Here is a 14,726-nt window from a genome sequence, read left to right on the forward strand (position 1 = left end):
GTTTTTGTGTTGCCTGCACTGGCCCTTTCGCGGGTGAACCCGCTCCCACAGCGTCTGCCAAACTCCTGTGGGAGCGGGTTTACCCGCGAAGAGGCCGGTACAGGCTTTCGATCAGCCCTGCGGCGACAGGGCCGCCAGGTGCGAGGCCATGAGCATCGCGAACTCTTCCACGGTCATCTTCTTGCCGTTGAAGTCGACCATGCCGTCGGCATAGTGCAGGCTGCTCACCACATCATTGCCCTGCACCGTGGCCATGCCGCTCTGCAGCGCCATCATGCCGACCATTTCCCCGGCCTGGCTCGATTGCATGGCAATGGCCTGGGCGTCGGTCTGGCCATCCAGCAGTGCCTGCAAGGTTGCCAGGTCACCGATCATCGGCTTGGACAACGACAGCTTGCTCTTCACCTCGGTGATCAGTTGCTTGCTCAACTGGTCAGGCGGCAGGTCGAAGCTGGCCGGGGCGGCGAAGCCCATCGACAGGTCGAAGCGGCTTTCACCATTGGCAGTCCTGAACGACAGGTTTTCCACCGCCACCCGGGGCTTGGCAGCCAGCAGTTTCTGCAGCTCGCCCTGGAACCTGGCCTTCTCCTCATCGTCCATCTGGATTTCCGGCACCGGCTGGCCAGCGGCAGCTGCGGCCTCGAATTCCGGCAGGTGCGCCTGGTACCACGTCGACAACGCCTGTAGCGCCGGCGCGTTGACCGACGTGATGCTCACCGCCATCTGCGCCTTGCCCACCGCACGGCCATCCCAGGTGATATCCCCGACCTTGTACTCCACCCGGCCACCCACGGTATCCGGGCCCTCAAGGGTTTGCAGGGCGTTCTGCTCCAGCCCCTTGACCACCAGCACCTGCTGTTTCGGCCCCAGGGTGACCTTGGTTTCGGCCAGCGCCAGGTCGACGTTGCCCACGTAGATGGCCTCGTGCGCGGTGGCCGCCAGCTGGCCGCCGACCTTCAGCCCATTGAGCTCGAAGGTGGCAGGCGGCTGGTCATCGCGTACCAGTTTCATCACGAACCGATCGGCCTGGCCGTGGAAGCTCGAGGCCTTGCCTTCCTGGTCACCACTGACTTGCAGTTGCATGCCCGAGAAGTCGAGGCTGTTGCCATCCGCTTCGTCGAGCTTGACCGGGGCCAGGTGCACCTGGCTGACCACATTGCCGTCGTAGCCCAGGCTGGTCTGTGCGCTGACCGGGGCCTGCTCGCCCGCTGCGGCGAACCATGCCGCGGTGGCGTCGTCCTTCTGCAGCGTGCTGTTGCTGACTGCCAGCACCGGCATCAGCTTCAGTGCCTTTACCCGCGACCAGGGGAACGGGCCGTGCTCGATCTGGTCGGTCACGCCAACGTCGAAACTCACCACTTCGCCTTCGCCCAGGTTGATATCGCGGGCCTTGAGCCGGTACTGGGCGGTACTGCTGAAGAAATGCTGCTCCAGCGATACCCGTTCGATGCTCATGCTGCCACCGGTACTCACCAGGGCCTTCTTGAGTTCCGCGTTGCTGCGGACCAGGGCGTTGTCCAGCTCCGCAGGCAGCTGCTTGCCGGTGTACCAGGCGCCAGCGGTGGTTGCGACGGCGATGGCGATAGCCAGGCCGGAAAGGATGCCAACTGATTTCTTCATGAATAGAACCGATTGCTGTCCATATGGGCTTCGTAGGCGGCCAAGGGCCACACAGGACGCCAAGAGTACCACTGCCGCCCAGCCCTGGCGCTGGCCAGGCTCGATAAATCCGGTTTTTGGGAAACGCCTGACAGACCTGCCAAGGGAGACCGGCATTCGTTAATTTTTGCGAACATCAAAATTGATCATAACCGCAAAAAAACGCGCAAAAACCGAACAAAACCCCACTTTAATCGATAAATATTTCAATCCAGCAACATCTTGTCATGTTTAACTTGACACCAAGCTACCCATCGTTTTTTATTTTCACCACTTTGCGCGCTCCCCCGCGCCCCCCCGCTGCTCCAACAATAAAGGTGAACAACATGGAGCCCACCCGCTCGCCCTTGCCGCATGCGCAGTACACCGTGCCCGCCGTTTACGCCCAGCCGCAGGAGCCATGCCAGCATGCAGCCTGACCACAGCGCTTCCGGCAACGGCCAACTCCGTAAAACCCTGCGTCTCTGGCACGTGATCATCATCGGTCTGGCCTACCTGACCCCGATGACCGTGTTCGACACCTTCGGCATCGTTTCCGGGATTACTGCCGGCCACGTACCCAGCGCCTACATCCTGGCACTGGCCGGTATCCTGTTCACCGCCGTGAGCTACGGCACCCTGGTAAGGCGCTTCCCGCAGTCGGGCTCGGCCTACACCTACACACAGCGCGCGATCAACCCGCACGTCGGCTTCCTGGTCGGCTGGTCGTCGTTGCTGGACTACCTGCTGCTGCCAATGGTCAACGCCTTGCTGGCCAAGCTGTACCTTTCGGCCATGTTCCCGGAAGTACCGGAGTGGATGTGGGTGGCTGGCTTCGTCACCCTGATCAGCCTGATCAACATGCGCAGCGTGAACCTGGTGGCGCACTTCAACCTGCTGTTCGTGGCCGTGCAGGTGGCGATCATCGCCGTGTTCATCTACCTGTGCGTGCGCGGCCTGGACCAGGGTGAAGGGCTAGGTACCGCCTGGAGCCTGCTGCCGTTCGCCGACAATCAGACCCAGCTCAGCGCCCTGGCCGCCGGTGCGACCATCCTGTGCTTCTCGTTCCTCGGCTTCGACGCGGTGACCTGCCTGTCCGAAGAAACCCGCGACCCGGGCAAGACCATCCCTCGCGCGATCTTCCTCACCGCCCTGATTGGCGGCCTGGTGTTCATCACCGTGTCGTACTTCATCCAGGCCTACTTCCCGACCATGTCCCGTTTCCACGACCAGGAAGCGGCACTGCCGGAAATCGCCCTGTACGTCGGCGGCAAGCTGTTCCAGTCGATCTTCATCGCCTGCACCGTGATCAACACCATCGCCTCGGGCCTGGCCTCGCAGACCAGCGTGTCGCGCCTGCTGTACGTGATGGGCCGCGACAACGTGATCCCGGCCAGCCTGTTCGCCCGCCTGCACTCACGCTACAAGACGCCAGTGCTGAATATTGCGGTGGTGGGGCTGATTTCGCTGTCGGCGATCTTCTTCGACCTGGTCACCGCCACCTCGATCATCAACTTCGGTGCACTGGTCGCGTTCAGCTTCGTCAACCTGTCGGTAATCAACCACTGCTACCTGCGTGAAGGCAGGCGCCAGGGCCTGGCCAACCAGCTGACATACCTGGTGGCACCCACCATCGGCTTCTGCATCATCGTCTCGCTGTGGCTGGACCTGAACGCACATTCGCTGCTGTTCGGTGGCGTCTGGGCACTGCTCGGCCTGCTGTACCTGGCCTGGCTGACCAAAGCCTTCAGGGACTCCCCACCCAACTACATCGCTGAATGACCCATGCTGCCGACAACGCCCGCGCCTGATCGCGGGCGTTGCATTTGCTCGAAAAGGAAAGCCCTCATGCCGCTGCGTCGCCTCTCCATCCAGTGGAAGATCACCCTGCTCACCGGCCTCTGCCTGCTGGCCATCGTCGCCCTGCTGGTAACCACATCGCTGGCCCAGGCGCGGCGCAGCGCGGCATTGGTCAACCAGGCCAATACCGAAATGCTCGACAGCAGCGCACGCCTGCGCCTGCAGGCCCATGCCGAAACCCAGGCCCTGCGCATCCAGCGCTATTTCATGGACGCCTACCAGTACGGCAATGGCTTTGCCCGCCTGGTGCAGGTGCTCAAGGCCCGTGGCGGCAACGACCTGCGCGCCGAACTGACGCGCCAGGCCCGCGCCAGCCTGGCGGGCAACCCGGATGTGATCGGCCTGTACCTGGTGTTCCAGCCCAACGCACTGGACCCGGACAGCCAGTACCTCGGCCAGGATGCAATGGGCAGCAATGAGAGCGGGCGCTTCTCGCTGTACTGGTCACAACCCAGCCCCGGCACCCTGGAGCTTGAAGCCATGCCGGAATCGATGCTCGGAGACGCCAGCATCGGCAGCAACGGGGTAGCGAAGAACCGCTGGCTGACCTGCCCGCAGGACACCGCCAGAACCTGCATGCTCGAGCCATATCTCGACGAGGTGAATGGCCGCCAGGTACTGATGACCAGCATCGCCCTGCCGCTGCTGGAGCACGGCAAGGTGGTCGGCGTGGTCGGTCTGGACATCGGCCTGGCCAACCTGCAGCAGTTGAGCGTGGACGGCCGCCGGGAGCTGTTCGACGGCCAGGGCCAGGTCAGTATCGCCAGCGCGGCCGGTTTGCTGGCCGGCAACAGCCGCGACGACAGCAAGCTCGGCGAGCCGATGGACAAGGCGGTAGCCGACGGCCTGCTGCGTGTTGCCCACCCGTTCACGCCAATCCCTGATGCAGCCCCTTGGCAGGTATTGCTGGAACTGCCGGAAAGTGTGCTGCAGGCGCCTGCCGTCGCCCTCAATCAGCGCCTGGATGCGCACAACCACAGCGCCAACCTAACCAGCCTGCTGGTTGGCCTGGGCGCTGCGGTAGTCGGTTTGCTGCTGGTGTGGCTGACTGCACGCGGGGTGACCCGGCCAATCCTGGCCGTGGCCGCGCGCCTGGAAGACATCGCCAGCGGCGAAGGCGACCTTACCCGCCGCCTGGAGTATGCCCGCCAGGACGAACTGGGCCAGCTTACCGGCTGGTTCAACCGCTTTCTCGACAAGCTGCAGCCAGTCATAGCCCAGGTCAAAGGCTCACTGCAGGAAGCCCGCGGAACCGCTGACCAGTCGGCAGCCATCGCCAGCCAGACCAGCAGCGGCATGCAGCAACAGCACCGCGAAATCGAACAGGTGGCCACCGCCGCCAATGAAATGAGCGCCACCGCCCTGGATGTCGCCCATAACGCCTCGCAGGCGGCCCAGGCCGCACGCGCTGCCGACCAAGCCAGCCGCGAGGGCCTGCAGCTGATCGACAGCACCCGGCAGGGCATCGACCGCCTGGCCGCTGGCATGAACACCGCCATGGACGAGGCGCGCGCGCTGGAAGGCCGCAGCGGGCAGATCGGATCGGTGCTGGAAGTGATCCGCACAATTGCCGAGCAAACCAACCTGCTGGCGCTCAACGCCGCCATCGAAGCCGCCCGTGCAGGCGAAGCCGGGCGTGGTTTTGCCGTGGTGGCAGATGAAGTGCGTGGTCTGGCCCAGCGTACCCAGTTGTCGGTGGAGGAAATTCGCCAGGTCATCGAAGGCTTGCAGCAAGGCACCCAGGATGTGGTGGGCGCGATGCAGCAAGGCCAGCGCCAGGCCCAGGACAGCGCCGCGCGGATGGAACAGGCGCTGCCGTCGCTACAACGTATTGGCGAGGCAGTGGCAGTGATCAGCGACATGAACCTGCAGATTGCCTCGGCGGCTGAAGAGCAGAGCGCCGTAGCCGAAGAGGTGAACCGCAATGTGGCCGGCATTCGCGATGTGACCGAATCGCTGGCAGGCCAGGCTGATGAGTCGGCGCGGATCAGCCAGGCCCTGAACCGGCTGGCCAACCAGCAGCAGGCGCTGATGGAGCAGTTCCGCGTCTAACCTGTCAGGGCCAGTGCGCCTTCTTCGCGGGCATGCCCGCTCCCACAGGAATTGCCCAGCCCTTCGGGGTGGCGCCATACCCTGTGGGAGCGGGCGAGCCCGCGAAGAGGCCCCAACAGGCAATACAGCATTATTGATTTTATCGAGCACAACCTATGCAAAACCCGACTCGCCCCACCTTCTTCGACATCAGCAGCGAACAGGGCCTGTTACGCACCTCGATCGCCGTCACCCTGTTCATCGCCGTCATCGGCATCGCCTTCGGCCTGGCCTCCGGCTCGTTCTCCATCGTGTTCGACGGCGTCTATTCGCTGGTCGATGCCAGCATGAGCGGGCTGTCGCTGGTGGTGGTCAGGCTGATTACCGCGCACACCACCAGCGTGCAGATGTCACGCAAGTTGCGTGAGCGCTTCACCATGGGCTTCTGGCACCTGGAGCCGATGGTGCTGGCGCTCAACGGCATCCTGCTCAGCGGCGTGGCCATCTATGCGCTGATCAACGCCGTCAGCAGCCTGCTGCAAGGCGGGCGCCACCTGGAGTTCGGCATCGCCATGGTCTACGCGGTGCTGACCGTGATCGCCTGCGTGACCATCGCTGCTGTCGAGGCCCGCGCCAACCGCAAGCTGGGCTCGGACTTCGTGCGCATGGACGTCAAGGGCTGGGTGATGTCGGCCAGCATCACCGCCGCGCTGCTGATCGCCTTCTGCTTTGGCTATGCGGTGCAAGGCACATCGCTGGAGTGGGTGTCGCCGTATATCGACCCGGCGGTGCTGGCGTTGGTCTGCCTGGTGATCGTGCCGTTGCCGATGTCGGTGGTGCGCCAGGCCCTGTCGGAAATTTTCCTGGTGACCCCTGGCGACCTCAAGCTGCACGTGGATGAAGTCGCCAAGGCCTTCGTCGCACGCCATGGGTTGCAGTCGTACCGCGCCTATGTGGCCAAGGTCGGGCGCTCGCGGGAGATCGAACTGTATTTCATCGTGCCGAAGGCCATGGCCGCGAAAACCATTGATGAATGGGATGCGTGGCGCAACGAGATCGGTGATGCCGTGGGTGGTGAAGGGCCGGACCGCTGGCTGACGGTGGTGTTTACCGGGGATCCGGAGTGGGCTGAGTAAGACATCTGGAGTCTGCACAGCCCCCTGTAGGAGCGGCCTTGCGTCGCGATCGGGCTGCGCAGCAGCCCCAGGGTTTCAGCAAAAACGCACAAATTGCTGGGGCTGCTACGCAGCCCGATCGCGACGCAAGGCCGCTCCTACAAGCGATCGCGCAAACCGAGCAATAAAACTCGGCCAACGGAAAACGAAAAAGCCCGCCACCGTTGCCGGTAGCGGGCTTTGACGTACTGCATATGGTGGGTCGTGTAGGATTCGAACCTACGACCAATTGGTTAAAAGACAATTGGAGATGGATAGCTAGGAAGGGAATCTAACCCTGTCCGGGCGCGCTCTAGGACCGCTGCTTCTAATGAAACCCACATTAGAGGCAAGGTAATGTCACACCCGAAGAAAGCAAAACGAGCAGGCGCGGTTTCCACCAAAGGCGGCACCGGCAAATCCACAACGTCGACAAACCTAGGAGCATTTACTGCTGACGCAGGTCTGCGCACACTCCTCATCGATCTGGACCCTGTCCAGCCCTCCACGTCCTCATACTACCCACTGGAATACACAGCACCGGGCGGCATTCTCGAGCTGCTCGCGTTCAACGAAAACAGCCGGGACAAGGTCGTCTCCCGGACGTCGATCAAAAACCTCGACGTCATCATTTCGAACGACGCCAACAATCAACTGAACAACCTCATACTGCAGGCCCCTGACGGCAGATTAAGGCTGGCAAACCTGATGGCGGCATTCGATGCCGACTACGACTTGATCATCGTAGATACCCAAGGCGCCCGCAGCGCCATGTTAGAAATGGTTGTACTCGCCTCCGATACCATCCTTTCCCCCCTCCCCCCCGAAATGCTGGCTGCACGGGAATTCAACCGCGGCACCATCCACATGATGGACGGACTGCGGAGTTACGCTCGTCTCGGCCTCAAAATCCCGCACATCAACATCGTCATCAACGGACTGAATGAAACCGTCGACGCCCGTGAGATTCACCACACGGTCCGCGAAATCTTCGACGGCAGCCCTGACGTCACCGTTTTACAAACCGTCATTCCAGACGCTAACAGCTTGAGAAAAGCTGCAAGCAAGGGCACTCCAGCGCACAGACTCGAATACCGCCAACCCTCCAACCGTAAGGCACCAGCGGCGCTAAGCATCATCCGTAGTTTGGCGATCGAGGTCTTCCCTGAGTGGACAGACCGCTTCGAAGCAATGACCGAAGAGCGTGTCGCCGAGATTGTGAAGGAGGCCCGCCGTGACTAAGCCCACCTCGGCCCATGCCATGGGCGTCACAGTGGACGAGGTAATTAGACTGGCTCGCCTGCACAGTTCGAAAGATCTGCGGGGCATTCAGACCAAACTCACCTCCACTGTCACGGAGCTGCGGAACCTTGCCAACGGCAGCCAGCGAGGAGGCGGCCTGGTCGCAAACCTCGGTGCGCTGCTGGCTCCTGAGGAATGCTATCAGCTCCTCAACGCAGCGAAGATCGTCGAATCGGTCGGTCACGCTGTAACCCATGCGAAAGAACGGCGCGTTCGATCCGAAAAAGAAACGAAACGCCGCCAGGATGCGCGGGACGCACTGTCGAAGCAGCTGGTTGCCCGCACATTCCCATTACCCACCGAAACCCCTGCAGAACTGCTGGAGACGCTCAAAGCTGCACTCATCCTGAATCGGGCGCGGCAGTTCCATATGTCATACAACCCTTCCGAGTTCAACCTCTACATCAGAGATGATCTGAAGATACCTGATCGACTGTATGGGATTTCTGCAGAGCAACACCGGGTCGGGAATGTCAGATCACTCCGGTACTTCATGATCAGCGACCTGACCAGCCACCTTGCTTATGACGATGGTTCATCGGTTGAGGAACGCCTGCGACTCCTGCAGGAGAAGGTGGCAGAAGCAGTTGCCCTGGCTGTCTTGACAGCAGACGAACGCGAGACACTGCGCCTCTGGGAAGAGGCCCTGGTGCCTGCAGCGAATAGGCAGGAGGGCCAGGCATGAGCACGATGGACAAGCAGAAGGTCCTCGACAAAGTCACCAAGCTGATGGCCCTGGCGAACAACCCCGGGGCGAATATCAATGAAGCTGCAATCGCGCTGCGCCAGGCCCGCGTCCTGATGGCGGAGTACAACATCGAGTCCGATGAGCTCCGAGCCAGCCAGGTCGAAGAAGCCAGCATGGCAACGCAAACTCGGCGCTCGCCCACAGATTGGCAGCACTCGCTCGCAGCCGTTTGCGCTGCTGCATTCGACTGCAGTCATCTTTCCTACTACCACCCTTCCAAAGGCTACTGCTTCAAGTTTTTGGGCAAGGGCATCGGTCCTGAGATGGCTGCTTATGCCTACAGCAGTCTCATCCTGCAGCTGCAGAAGGCACGTCGCGAACATGTAGCGCAGCAAAAGCGCTGCCAGCTGAAAACCAAACGTCGTCGTGGTCAGCTCTTTGCCGAAGGCTGGATCGGTGCAGTGGCATACAAAGTTCGGGAGTTTGCCGGTGACCTGGATCCTGAGACACAGGCTGACATCAATGCTTACTTGAGCTTACATCACCCACAGTTGAAGCGCTTCAACATCGCGCCAAGCGAAGCCAAAGGCCACGACCGTAGCTCGCTGCAAGCGGGCATTCAGCAAGGCCAGCGCGCTCAGCTTCACCGTGGGGTTGGCCGCAGTGCACAGCCAGCGATTTCCCATGGAGGTGCCAGATGACCGATCTGAACCTTTCCCCACCTCACTCAATCGAGGCCGAACAAGGAGTCCTGGGCGGACTGATGCTGGACAATGAAGCCTGGGATCTTGTCGGTGAACTACTGCAGGCTGACGACTTTTTCCGGTCGGAACACAGGCTGATCTTTACTGCCATCCAGGAACTGTCCGAGAGAAACAGCCCGTTCGACGTAGTGACGATTTTCGAGGCGATGGCCGTACCCGAGGAGGTTGGCGGGCTTTCCTACCTAGCAGAACTGGCCAAGAACACCCCGTCTGTAGCGAATATCCAGTCGTATGCCGAGATCGTGCGCAACCGGGCCCACCTACGCCGCATCATGTCCCTGTGCTTCCAGGGGACCAGGGATGCGGCTGAAATCGCCGCTGATGCGACAGAGGTCCAGGACACGCTCGAGCAAAAGCTTTTTAAGCTTGGCGAAGGTCGTGTGGTAAGTGAATTCGCCAACATGAACGAGGCACTGCTCTCTGTCGTCGACAAGATCGACGCCAATTTTAATGGCCATGTGACCGTAACAGGCGTGCCAACTGGTATTACTGATCTCGATGAGATGACGCGCGGCCTGCAGCCAGCGGATCTGATCATCGTCGGCGCGCGCCCCTCCATGGGCAAGACCTCTTTCTGCTTGAGCATCGTCGATGCCGCGCTGACTAATGCGCCTGATGAGATCGTGCTGGTTTTCAGTATGGAGATGCCTACCGAGGCCCTGATCTATCGAATGCTGGCCATTCTGGGCCATATCGACCTGAGCAGGCTCCTTTCCGGTCAGTTGCAGGACGAGGACTGGCCCAAGTTATCCGCCGCCGTCCATCGCATGAACACCTACGGCAACCGACTGGTCATCGACGACAGCGCGAACCTGACCCCTGCCGCTATGCGGGCCAAGGTTCGACGTGCTAGCCGGCGCTTCGGGAAGCCTTGCTTGATCATGGCGGATTACCTGCAGCTCATGCGGAGCCCAGGCCAGGAAAACAGGGTCAACGAAATCAGCGAAATCTCCCGATCACTCAAGGGGATCGCGAAGGAGTTCAACTGCCCCTTCATGGCCCTCTCCCAGCTCAATCGTGACCTCGAGCGCCGGCCCAATAAGCGCCCAGTGAATGCTGATCTACGGGATAGCGGGGCTATCGAGCAGGATGCGGACCTCATCGTCTTTGTCTATCGGGACGAGGTGTACAACGAGGACACCGAACTCAAAGGCATCGCCGAACTGATCATTGGCAAACACCGCAACGGCCCCGTGGGCTATGTCCGTGCAGCCTTCATCGCCAACCAAACCCGATTCGCAAACCTCACTGCCGATCATTGGCAAGGAGCTGCCGCATGACGCCCATGCAACCCTATCCGATTACCCATGGCTGCCGTAGCTGTGGCCGGCACTTCGCGCTGCATCAAGTACGGCAGGTGCATCCTGCCGAGCACACCCCTGAAGGTGAGGCAGAGGTCCTGGTATGCCCGGTCTGCGGCAGCTACGACCTCGATCCTCTTTCGGAGGTACCCAATGCAGGCTGAGCAGATCTACCCTTCGATCCCTGCGATCGCAAACACCGACCAATCGGCCTTGGCATTCGCGCACCAGTCTGGCGTAAACGCGGTTTGGCTGGATGCTCTCGGCCAGGTTGTCTCACGGCTCACCCAGTTCGGTGAAACCACGGTGCCTGTTGAGCTGAATGAGGCTCTGCAAGAGCTTGCACGGCTGCAGTACATCGAGCTGGAAAGCCTTGATGCTGGAACGCTGGCAGCGACCCTTCTTAGCCAACCAGCGCTGCTGACCAACTACTTCTGGTCCGTATGGGTACCAAGGCACCTCCTGAGCTGCGGTATGAAGGTGGCAGTAACCCCTCATCTGACAAGCTCCGAGGACGAGGCCCATCACTTCACCGTGGTCTTCCGCATTCCAGGACCGCGCGAAACCGCACGTGAATTCCTCACCGACCTGGCCACCCAATATCCCGGCGGCAGCCCGGAAATCGTGGCTATCCAGGCCGGTAATGCACTTTGCCAGAAGGAGGCCGGAGTCAATGCGTAACCTACTTCGCGGCGCGCACGACAGTGTTCGCCGGCTTGCCGAATTCGCCCTCTCCGAAGGCTGGACTCTCTCCCGCTCCAACAGCGGACATCTGAAGTTCAGCAAGTCCGGCTTCACACCAATCTTCACGTCCTGCACACCCAGCGACCGTCGAACCGAGCGTAATACTCGGGCGCTGCTCCGCCGTGCCGAGGCCCAAAACAGCATCTCCCGGGGGATTCAATAATGCCGATCCGACACGCAATTGTTCATTACCTCGACAAGCAGCCCGACGGCAGCCCCGCCGTCCTTCACGCGCGTGAAACTGAGCTGCCCCCCTCCGATGCCATCGAAAATCTCCAGGGTGACCTGAACGACAACTACAACGCCAAGCAAGGCAAAACGTGGGGTTTCTTCCATGGAGAATCGGGTGCCTACCCGTTCAGCGGCTGGTTGAAGCAGTACCTGGAGGAGCAGCAAGACTTCACCAGCTTCAGCCGTCTAGCGGTTGAGCATCTGCAGAAGCTGATGGAAGAAGTCAGACTGTCCATCGGTGGCCACGTTCTCTTCAGCCACTACCAGCAGGGTATGACGCAATACCTGATGATCGCCGTCCTCCAGCAGGTCGAGACTGTAAGCCTCGACGGAGATCTCAATGTTGTGGTCTCTCGCTACCTGGACACCAGCAACTTCTCCTGCGCTGCCCGGATCAACCTGAGCGAGTGGCGCAACAATCCAAACTCGAAGCAGTACATTTCTTTCGTCAAAGGCAAAAACGGCAGGAAGAGTTCGGACTACTTCCGCGACTTCATCGGGTGCCAGGAAGGCGTCGACGGGCCAGGTGAAACCCGCACGCTTCTCCAGGCATTCACCGAGTACGTCGAGAAAGAAGATCTCCCAGAAGAAAGCGCCCGGGAGAAAACCCACGCGCTGCTCGACTATGCCACCACCCAAACGAAGCTGGGGCAGCCCCTTTCTCTTCAAGAGCTGTCTCAGACTCTCGATGAAGACCGTCCTCAGGCGTTTTACGACCACATCCGCAATAGCGACTACGGCCTATCACCGGAGATCCCGGCCGATAAGCGCACGCTCAACCAGTTCCGCCGTTTCACCGGCCGCGCCGAAGGTCTGTCGATCAGTTTTGAGGCGCACCTCCTCGGTTCCAACGTCACCTACGACGCCGACACCGGCTCGCTGACGATCAAGAACCTGCCCACTCAGCTCACCGACCAACTCAAGCGCCGCCAGTAAGGAGCCCCCCAATGAACGCAACCAATTCCCGCACCTCTGACAAATTCGTGGTACGCCTGCCGAATGGCATGCGTGAGCAAGTCGCTGAAGTGGCCCGCAAGAACCACCGGTCCATGAACAGCGAGATTATCGATCGCCTCGAACAGTCACTACTGAACACCCAGTTCGAGCCGGCCCAGCAAATACTGGACGGTTCCATCAATGCCGAAGAGTTGAAAGCCGAGCTGACCCGCGCATACCGGGTCATCGATCGCCTGCTGCAAAACGCCGTTCCTACACAGGACGATATCCAGGAGGTGTTGCACCTGATCCGCATGCAAACTCCACTGGCGATGTCCCACACTGCTGCGGTAGGAGCTTGATATGGCTGCTACAGACCTTAAAGCCAAACTCCTCGCTCCAGGCTTCAGCCCCACAGGCTCCAGCGCTGCTATGAGCGACCCTATCGCTGATACGCCCATGGTGCTCAGCATCGACGTTGTTCTCCCTTGGGAGGACAACCCTCGGACCACACGCAATCCTCGGTACGACGAGCTCAAGGAATCGATTCGCAACCGGGGCCTCGACACCCCCCCGCCGATTACACGCCGTCCGGGTGAGGAGAAGTTCCGGATCCGCAACGGTGGCAACACTCGCCTCACGATTCTGAAGGAGTTGTTTCAGGAGACTGGTGATCCCAAGTTCCAGACGATCAATTTCTTGTTCCGCCCTTGGGACCAAGCCCGCGGCGAGATCATCATGCTCACCGGCCACTTGGCTGAGGATCTCAAGGGTGAACTCAAGTTCATCGAACGCGCCGTGGGTGTGGGGAACGCAAAAGCGCTGTATGAATCCGAGAGTGGGGAGGTGATTGGGATTCGAGAACTCTCTCGCCGTCTGACGAAGGACGGATACCCAATCTCTCCTTCTCATATCAGCAGGATGCTAGACACCGTTCAGCACTTGCTCCCTGCCGTACCTGCTCTCCTCTATAACGGTCTCGGCAAACCACAGATCGAGAAAATACTGTCGTTAAGGAAGTCCGCGCTGGCCTGCTGGGAAAAGCACTACAGCAATGAAGGCGTCGACTTCGAGATGTTGTTCCAGGACGTCCTTGCCCAGTTCGAAGGCGAGGCAGAAGAGTTCCTGTTCCAGCGTTTTCAAGACGAGCTCATTGGCACGATGAAAAAATCGCTGCCGTTGGGCTATGAGGACATTCTGCTGGAAATCACTCAACAGCAGGACAGGCTTCGTCGCTCAACGCCGGTAGTTGAATTGCCGATAACCAGTTCGACGTCTACTCCACCCGCGCCTGCGCCAGGCACTGGGGCAGGCTCCACCCTTCCGCCATCGCAACAACCATCGGAAGGTACTGGTCGCTCGCAGCAGCCTCCGCAGACACCACCACAGCCTGCTGCTCCAGCACCGGGAGCTTCACTCACACCAGAGGAACAGCAGGAACGAATTGCAGGACACATTGCGTCCCCTGCGAACCTCAGCCAGCGGGTGATCGAGACCAAAGCGAAGGTTGCCGCCCTCAGTGGGGAAACCCTGCCCGATTTCAACGCGAACTGTCTGGTCGCCATCCCCGTACAGGCCGGCGGACTGCACCCCATCACAGACCTTTGGTACATCGAGCGGCAGATTGACCAAGCTGCAGAATTGCGCAACCAGGTAGCCCAGCTGGCAGTGGAGATTCTCGAGTCCGTCAACGGCCCAGGCGATATCCAGGCAATCGATGGCGGGATTGGTTTCAAGTACAAACAGCCCAACACCGATGTCGAAGTCACTGCAACAGCTCAACATACCATGACACTGCTTCAGGCATTGAGCGGGGCCACGGCTATCGCCCTGAAGATGCTGAACGAGCAACCAGATCCTGCCAGCGCATTAGCTGAGTTTGAATTTGCCGCCGGCTTAGGCCAACTGCTGCTGGGCCAGCCCCTGAGTGCTGAACAGTCTCCAGGAGACGACGGCCGTTTGAGCGACGGCGCGCTGATCAAACTGTTCCGCATCATTCGACTGGCTCGCCGGTTGATCGACTTGGAAATCGAAGAGTTCAAACGGTCCCCGGAAGCCCAGGGCAACTGAACACCCG

At 60.5% G+C, this 14,726-nt stretch carries 14 protein-coding genes; 13 read left to right on the plus strand and 1 reads right to left on the minus strand.

Features of this window, described 5'->3' with window-relative positions; genetic code table 11:
• Positions 1 to 111 precede the first annotated feature (111 nt).
• Positions 112 to 1,620 carry a YdgA family protein gene (locus tag WM94_RS28255; protein WP_061552684.1) on the minus strand — a complete coding sequence of 503 codons (1,509 nt, stop codon included), beginning with the start codon at positions 1,618 to 1,620 and terminating at the stop codon, positions 112 to 114.
• Between the two features lie 447 nt (positions 1,621 to 2,067).
• Here WM94_RS28255 and WM94_RS28260 point away from each other — a divergent pair, with 447 nt between their 5' ends.
• The 13 genes from WM94_RS28260 (at position 2,068) to WM94_RS28315 (ending at position 14,719) form a co-directional block, all read left to right on the plus strand.
• Entirely contained in the window at positions 2,068 to 3,420 is a 1,353-nt protein-coding gene (locus tag WM94_RS28260; RefSeq protein WP_013973798.1) for an APC family permease, read from the plus strand.
• Between the two features lie 66 nt (positions 3,421 to 3,486).
• Complete coding sequence (gene mcpU / locus WM94_RS28265; RefSeq protein ID WP_061552685.1) at positions 3,487 to 5,550, plus strand: methyl-accepting chemotaxis protein McpU; 2,064 nt, start codon at positions 3,487 to 3,489, stop codon at positions 5,548 to 5,550.
• 155 nt (positions 5,551 to 5,705) lie between these two features.
• On the plus strand, positions 5,706 to 6,665 hold the full coding sequence (locus WM94_RS28270; RefSeq protein WP_061552686.1) for a cation diffusion facilitator family transporter: 960 nt from the start codon (positions 5,706 to 5,708) through the stop codon (positions 6,663 to 6,665).
• Between the two features lie 375 nt (positions 6,666 to 7,040).
• Entirely contained in the window at positions 7,041 to 7,925 is an 885-nt protein-coding gene (locus WM94_RS28275; RefSeq protein ID WP_061552687.1) for a ParA family protein, read from the plus strand.
• Entirely contained in the window at positions 7,918 to 8,670 is a 753-nt protein-coding gene (locus tag WM94_RS28280) for a hypothetical protein (protein WP_061552688.1), read from the plus strand. The genes WM94_RS28275 and WM94_RS28280 overlap by 8 nt, the downstream gene beginning before the upstream one ends.
• 5 nt (positions 8,671 to 8,675) lie before the next feature.
• Entirely contained in the window at positions 8,676 to 9,374 is a 699-nt protein-coding gene (locus tag WM94_RS28285; RefSeq protein ID WP_061552732.1) for a DUF2786 domain-containing protein, read from the plus strand.
• Positions 9,371 to 10,717, plus strand: a complete 1,347-nt coding sequence (gene dnaB, locus WM94_RS28290) for a replicative DNA helicase (protein WP_061552689.1) — start codon at positions 9,371 to 9,373, stop codon at positions 10,715 to 10,717. The genes WM94_RS28285 and dnaB overlap by 4 nt, the downstream gene beginning before the upstream one ends.
• Complete coding sequence (locus WM94_RS30000; RefSeq protein WP_082810667.1) at positions 10,714 to 10,902, plus strand: hypothetical protein; 189 nt, start codon at positions 10,714 to 10,716, stop codon at positions 10,900 to 10,902. The genes dnaB and WM94_RS30000 overlap by 4 nt, the downstream gene beginning before the upstream one ends.
• Positions 10,892 to 11,419 carry a hypothetical protein gene (locus WM94_RS28295; protein WP_061552733.1) on the plus strand — a complete coding sequence of 176 codons (528 nt, stop codon included), beginning with the start codon at positions 10,892 to 10,894 and terminating at the stop codon, positions 11,417 to 11,419. The genes WM94_RS30000 and WM94_RS28295 overlap by 11 nt, the downstream gene beginning before the upstream one ends.
• A complete protein-coding gene (locus WM94_RS28300; protein ID WP_061552690.1) occupies positions 11,412 to 11,645 on the plus strand; it encodes a hypothetical protein in 234 nt (77 codons plus the stop codon). The genes WM94_RS28295 and WM94_RS28300 overlap by 8 nt, the downstream gene beginning before the upstream one ends.
• Positions 11,645 to 12,649, plus strand: coding sequence for a nucleoid-associated protein YejK (gene yejK / locus WM94_RS28305; RefSeq protein WP_061552691.1), 1,005 nt, complete (start codon positions 11,645 to 11,647; stop codon positions 12,647 to 12,649). Before WM94_RS28300 ends, yejK begins: the two co-directional genes overlap by 1 nt.
• Before the next feature lie 11 nt (positions 12,650 to 12,660).
• On the plus strand, positions 12,661 to 13,011 hold the full coding sequence (locus tag WM94_RS28310; protein ID WP_061552692.1) for an Arc family DNA-binding protein: 351 nt from the start codon (positions 12,661 to 12,663) through the stop codon (positions 13,009 to 13,011).
• Between the two features lies 1 nt (position 13,012).
• Positions 13,013 to 14,719 (plus strand): ParB family protein, encoded by a 1,707-nt coding sequence (locus WM94_RS28315; RefSeq protein WP_061552693.1) that lies wholly within the window; start codon positions 13,013 to 13,015, stop codon positions 14,717 to 14,719.
• Positions 14,720 to 14,726 lie beyond the last annotated feature (7 nt).

It is taken from the genome of Pseudomonas sp. ABFPK (genome assembly GCF_001586765.1).
Lineage (GTDB): Bacteria > Pseudomonadota > Gammaproteobacteria > Pseudomonadales > Pseudomonadaceae > Aquipseudomonas > Aquipseudomonas asiatica.

Bases quoted from the DNA above. Each gene is read 5' to 3' on its own strand.
- WM94_RS28260 (WP_013973798.1), top strand. From the start codon at position 2,068: ATGCAGCCTGACCACAGCGCTTCCGGCAACGGCCAACTCCGTAAAACC.
- WM94_RS28275 (WP_061552687.1), top strand. From the start codon at position 7,041: ATGTCACACCCGAAGAAAGCAAAACGAGCAGGCGCGGTTTCCACCAAA.
- WM94_RS28295 (WP_061552733.1), top strand. From the start codon at position 10,892: ATGCAGGCTGAGCAGATCTACCCTTCGATCCCTGCGATCGCAAACACC.
- WM94_RS28300 (WP_061552690.1), top strand. From the start codon at position 11,412: ATGCGTAACCTACTTCGCGGCGCGCACGACAGTGTTCGCCGGCTTGCC.
- mcpU (WP_061552685.1), top strand. From the start codon at position 3,487: ATGCCGCTGCGTCGCCTCTCCATCCAGTGGAAGATCACCCTGCTCACC.
- WM94_RS28310 (WP_061552692.1), top strand. From the start codon at position 12,661: ATGAACGCAACCAATTCCCGCACCTCTGACAAATTCGTGGTACGCCTG.
- WM94_RS30000 (WP_082810667.1), top strand. From the start codon at position 10,714: ATGACGCCCATGCAACCCTATCCGATTACCCATGGCTGCCGTAGCTGT.
- WM94_RS28285 (WP_061552732.1), top strand. From the start codon at position 8,676: ATGGACAAGCAGAAGGTCCTCGACAAAGTCACCAAGCTGATGGCCCTG.
- WM94_RS28270 (WP_061552686.1), top strand. From the start codon at position 5,706: ATGCAAAACCCGACTCGCCCCACCTTCTTCGACATCAGCAGCGAACAG.
- WM94_RS28315 (WP_061552693.1), top strand. From the start codon at position 13,013: ATGGCTGCTACAGACCTTAAAGCCAAACTCCTCGCTCCAGGCTTCAGC.
- yejK (WP_061552691.1), top strand. From the start codon at position 11,645: ATGCCGATCCGACACGCAATTGTTCATTACCTCGACAAGCAGCCCGAC.
- dnaB (WP_061552689.1), top strand. From the start codon at position 9,371: ATGACCGATCTGAACCTTTCCCCACCTCACTCAATCGAGGCCGAACAA.
- WM94_RS28255 (WP_061552684.1), bottom strand. From the start codon at position 1,620: ATGAAGAAATCAGTTGGCATCCTTTCCGGCCTGGCTATCGCCATCGCC.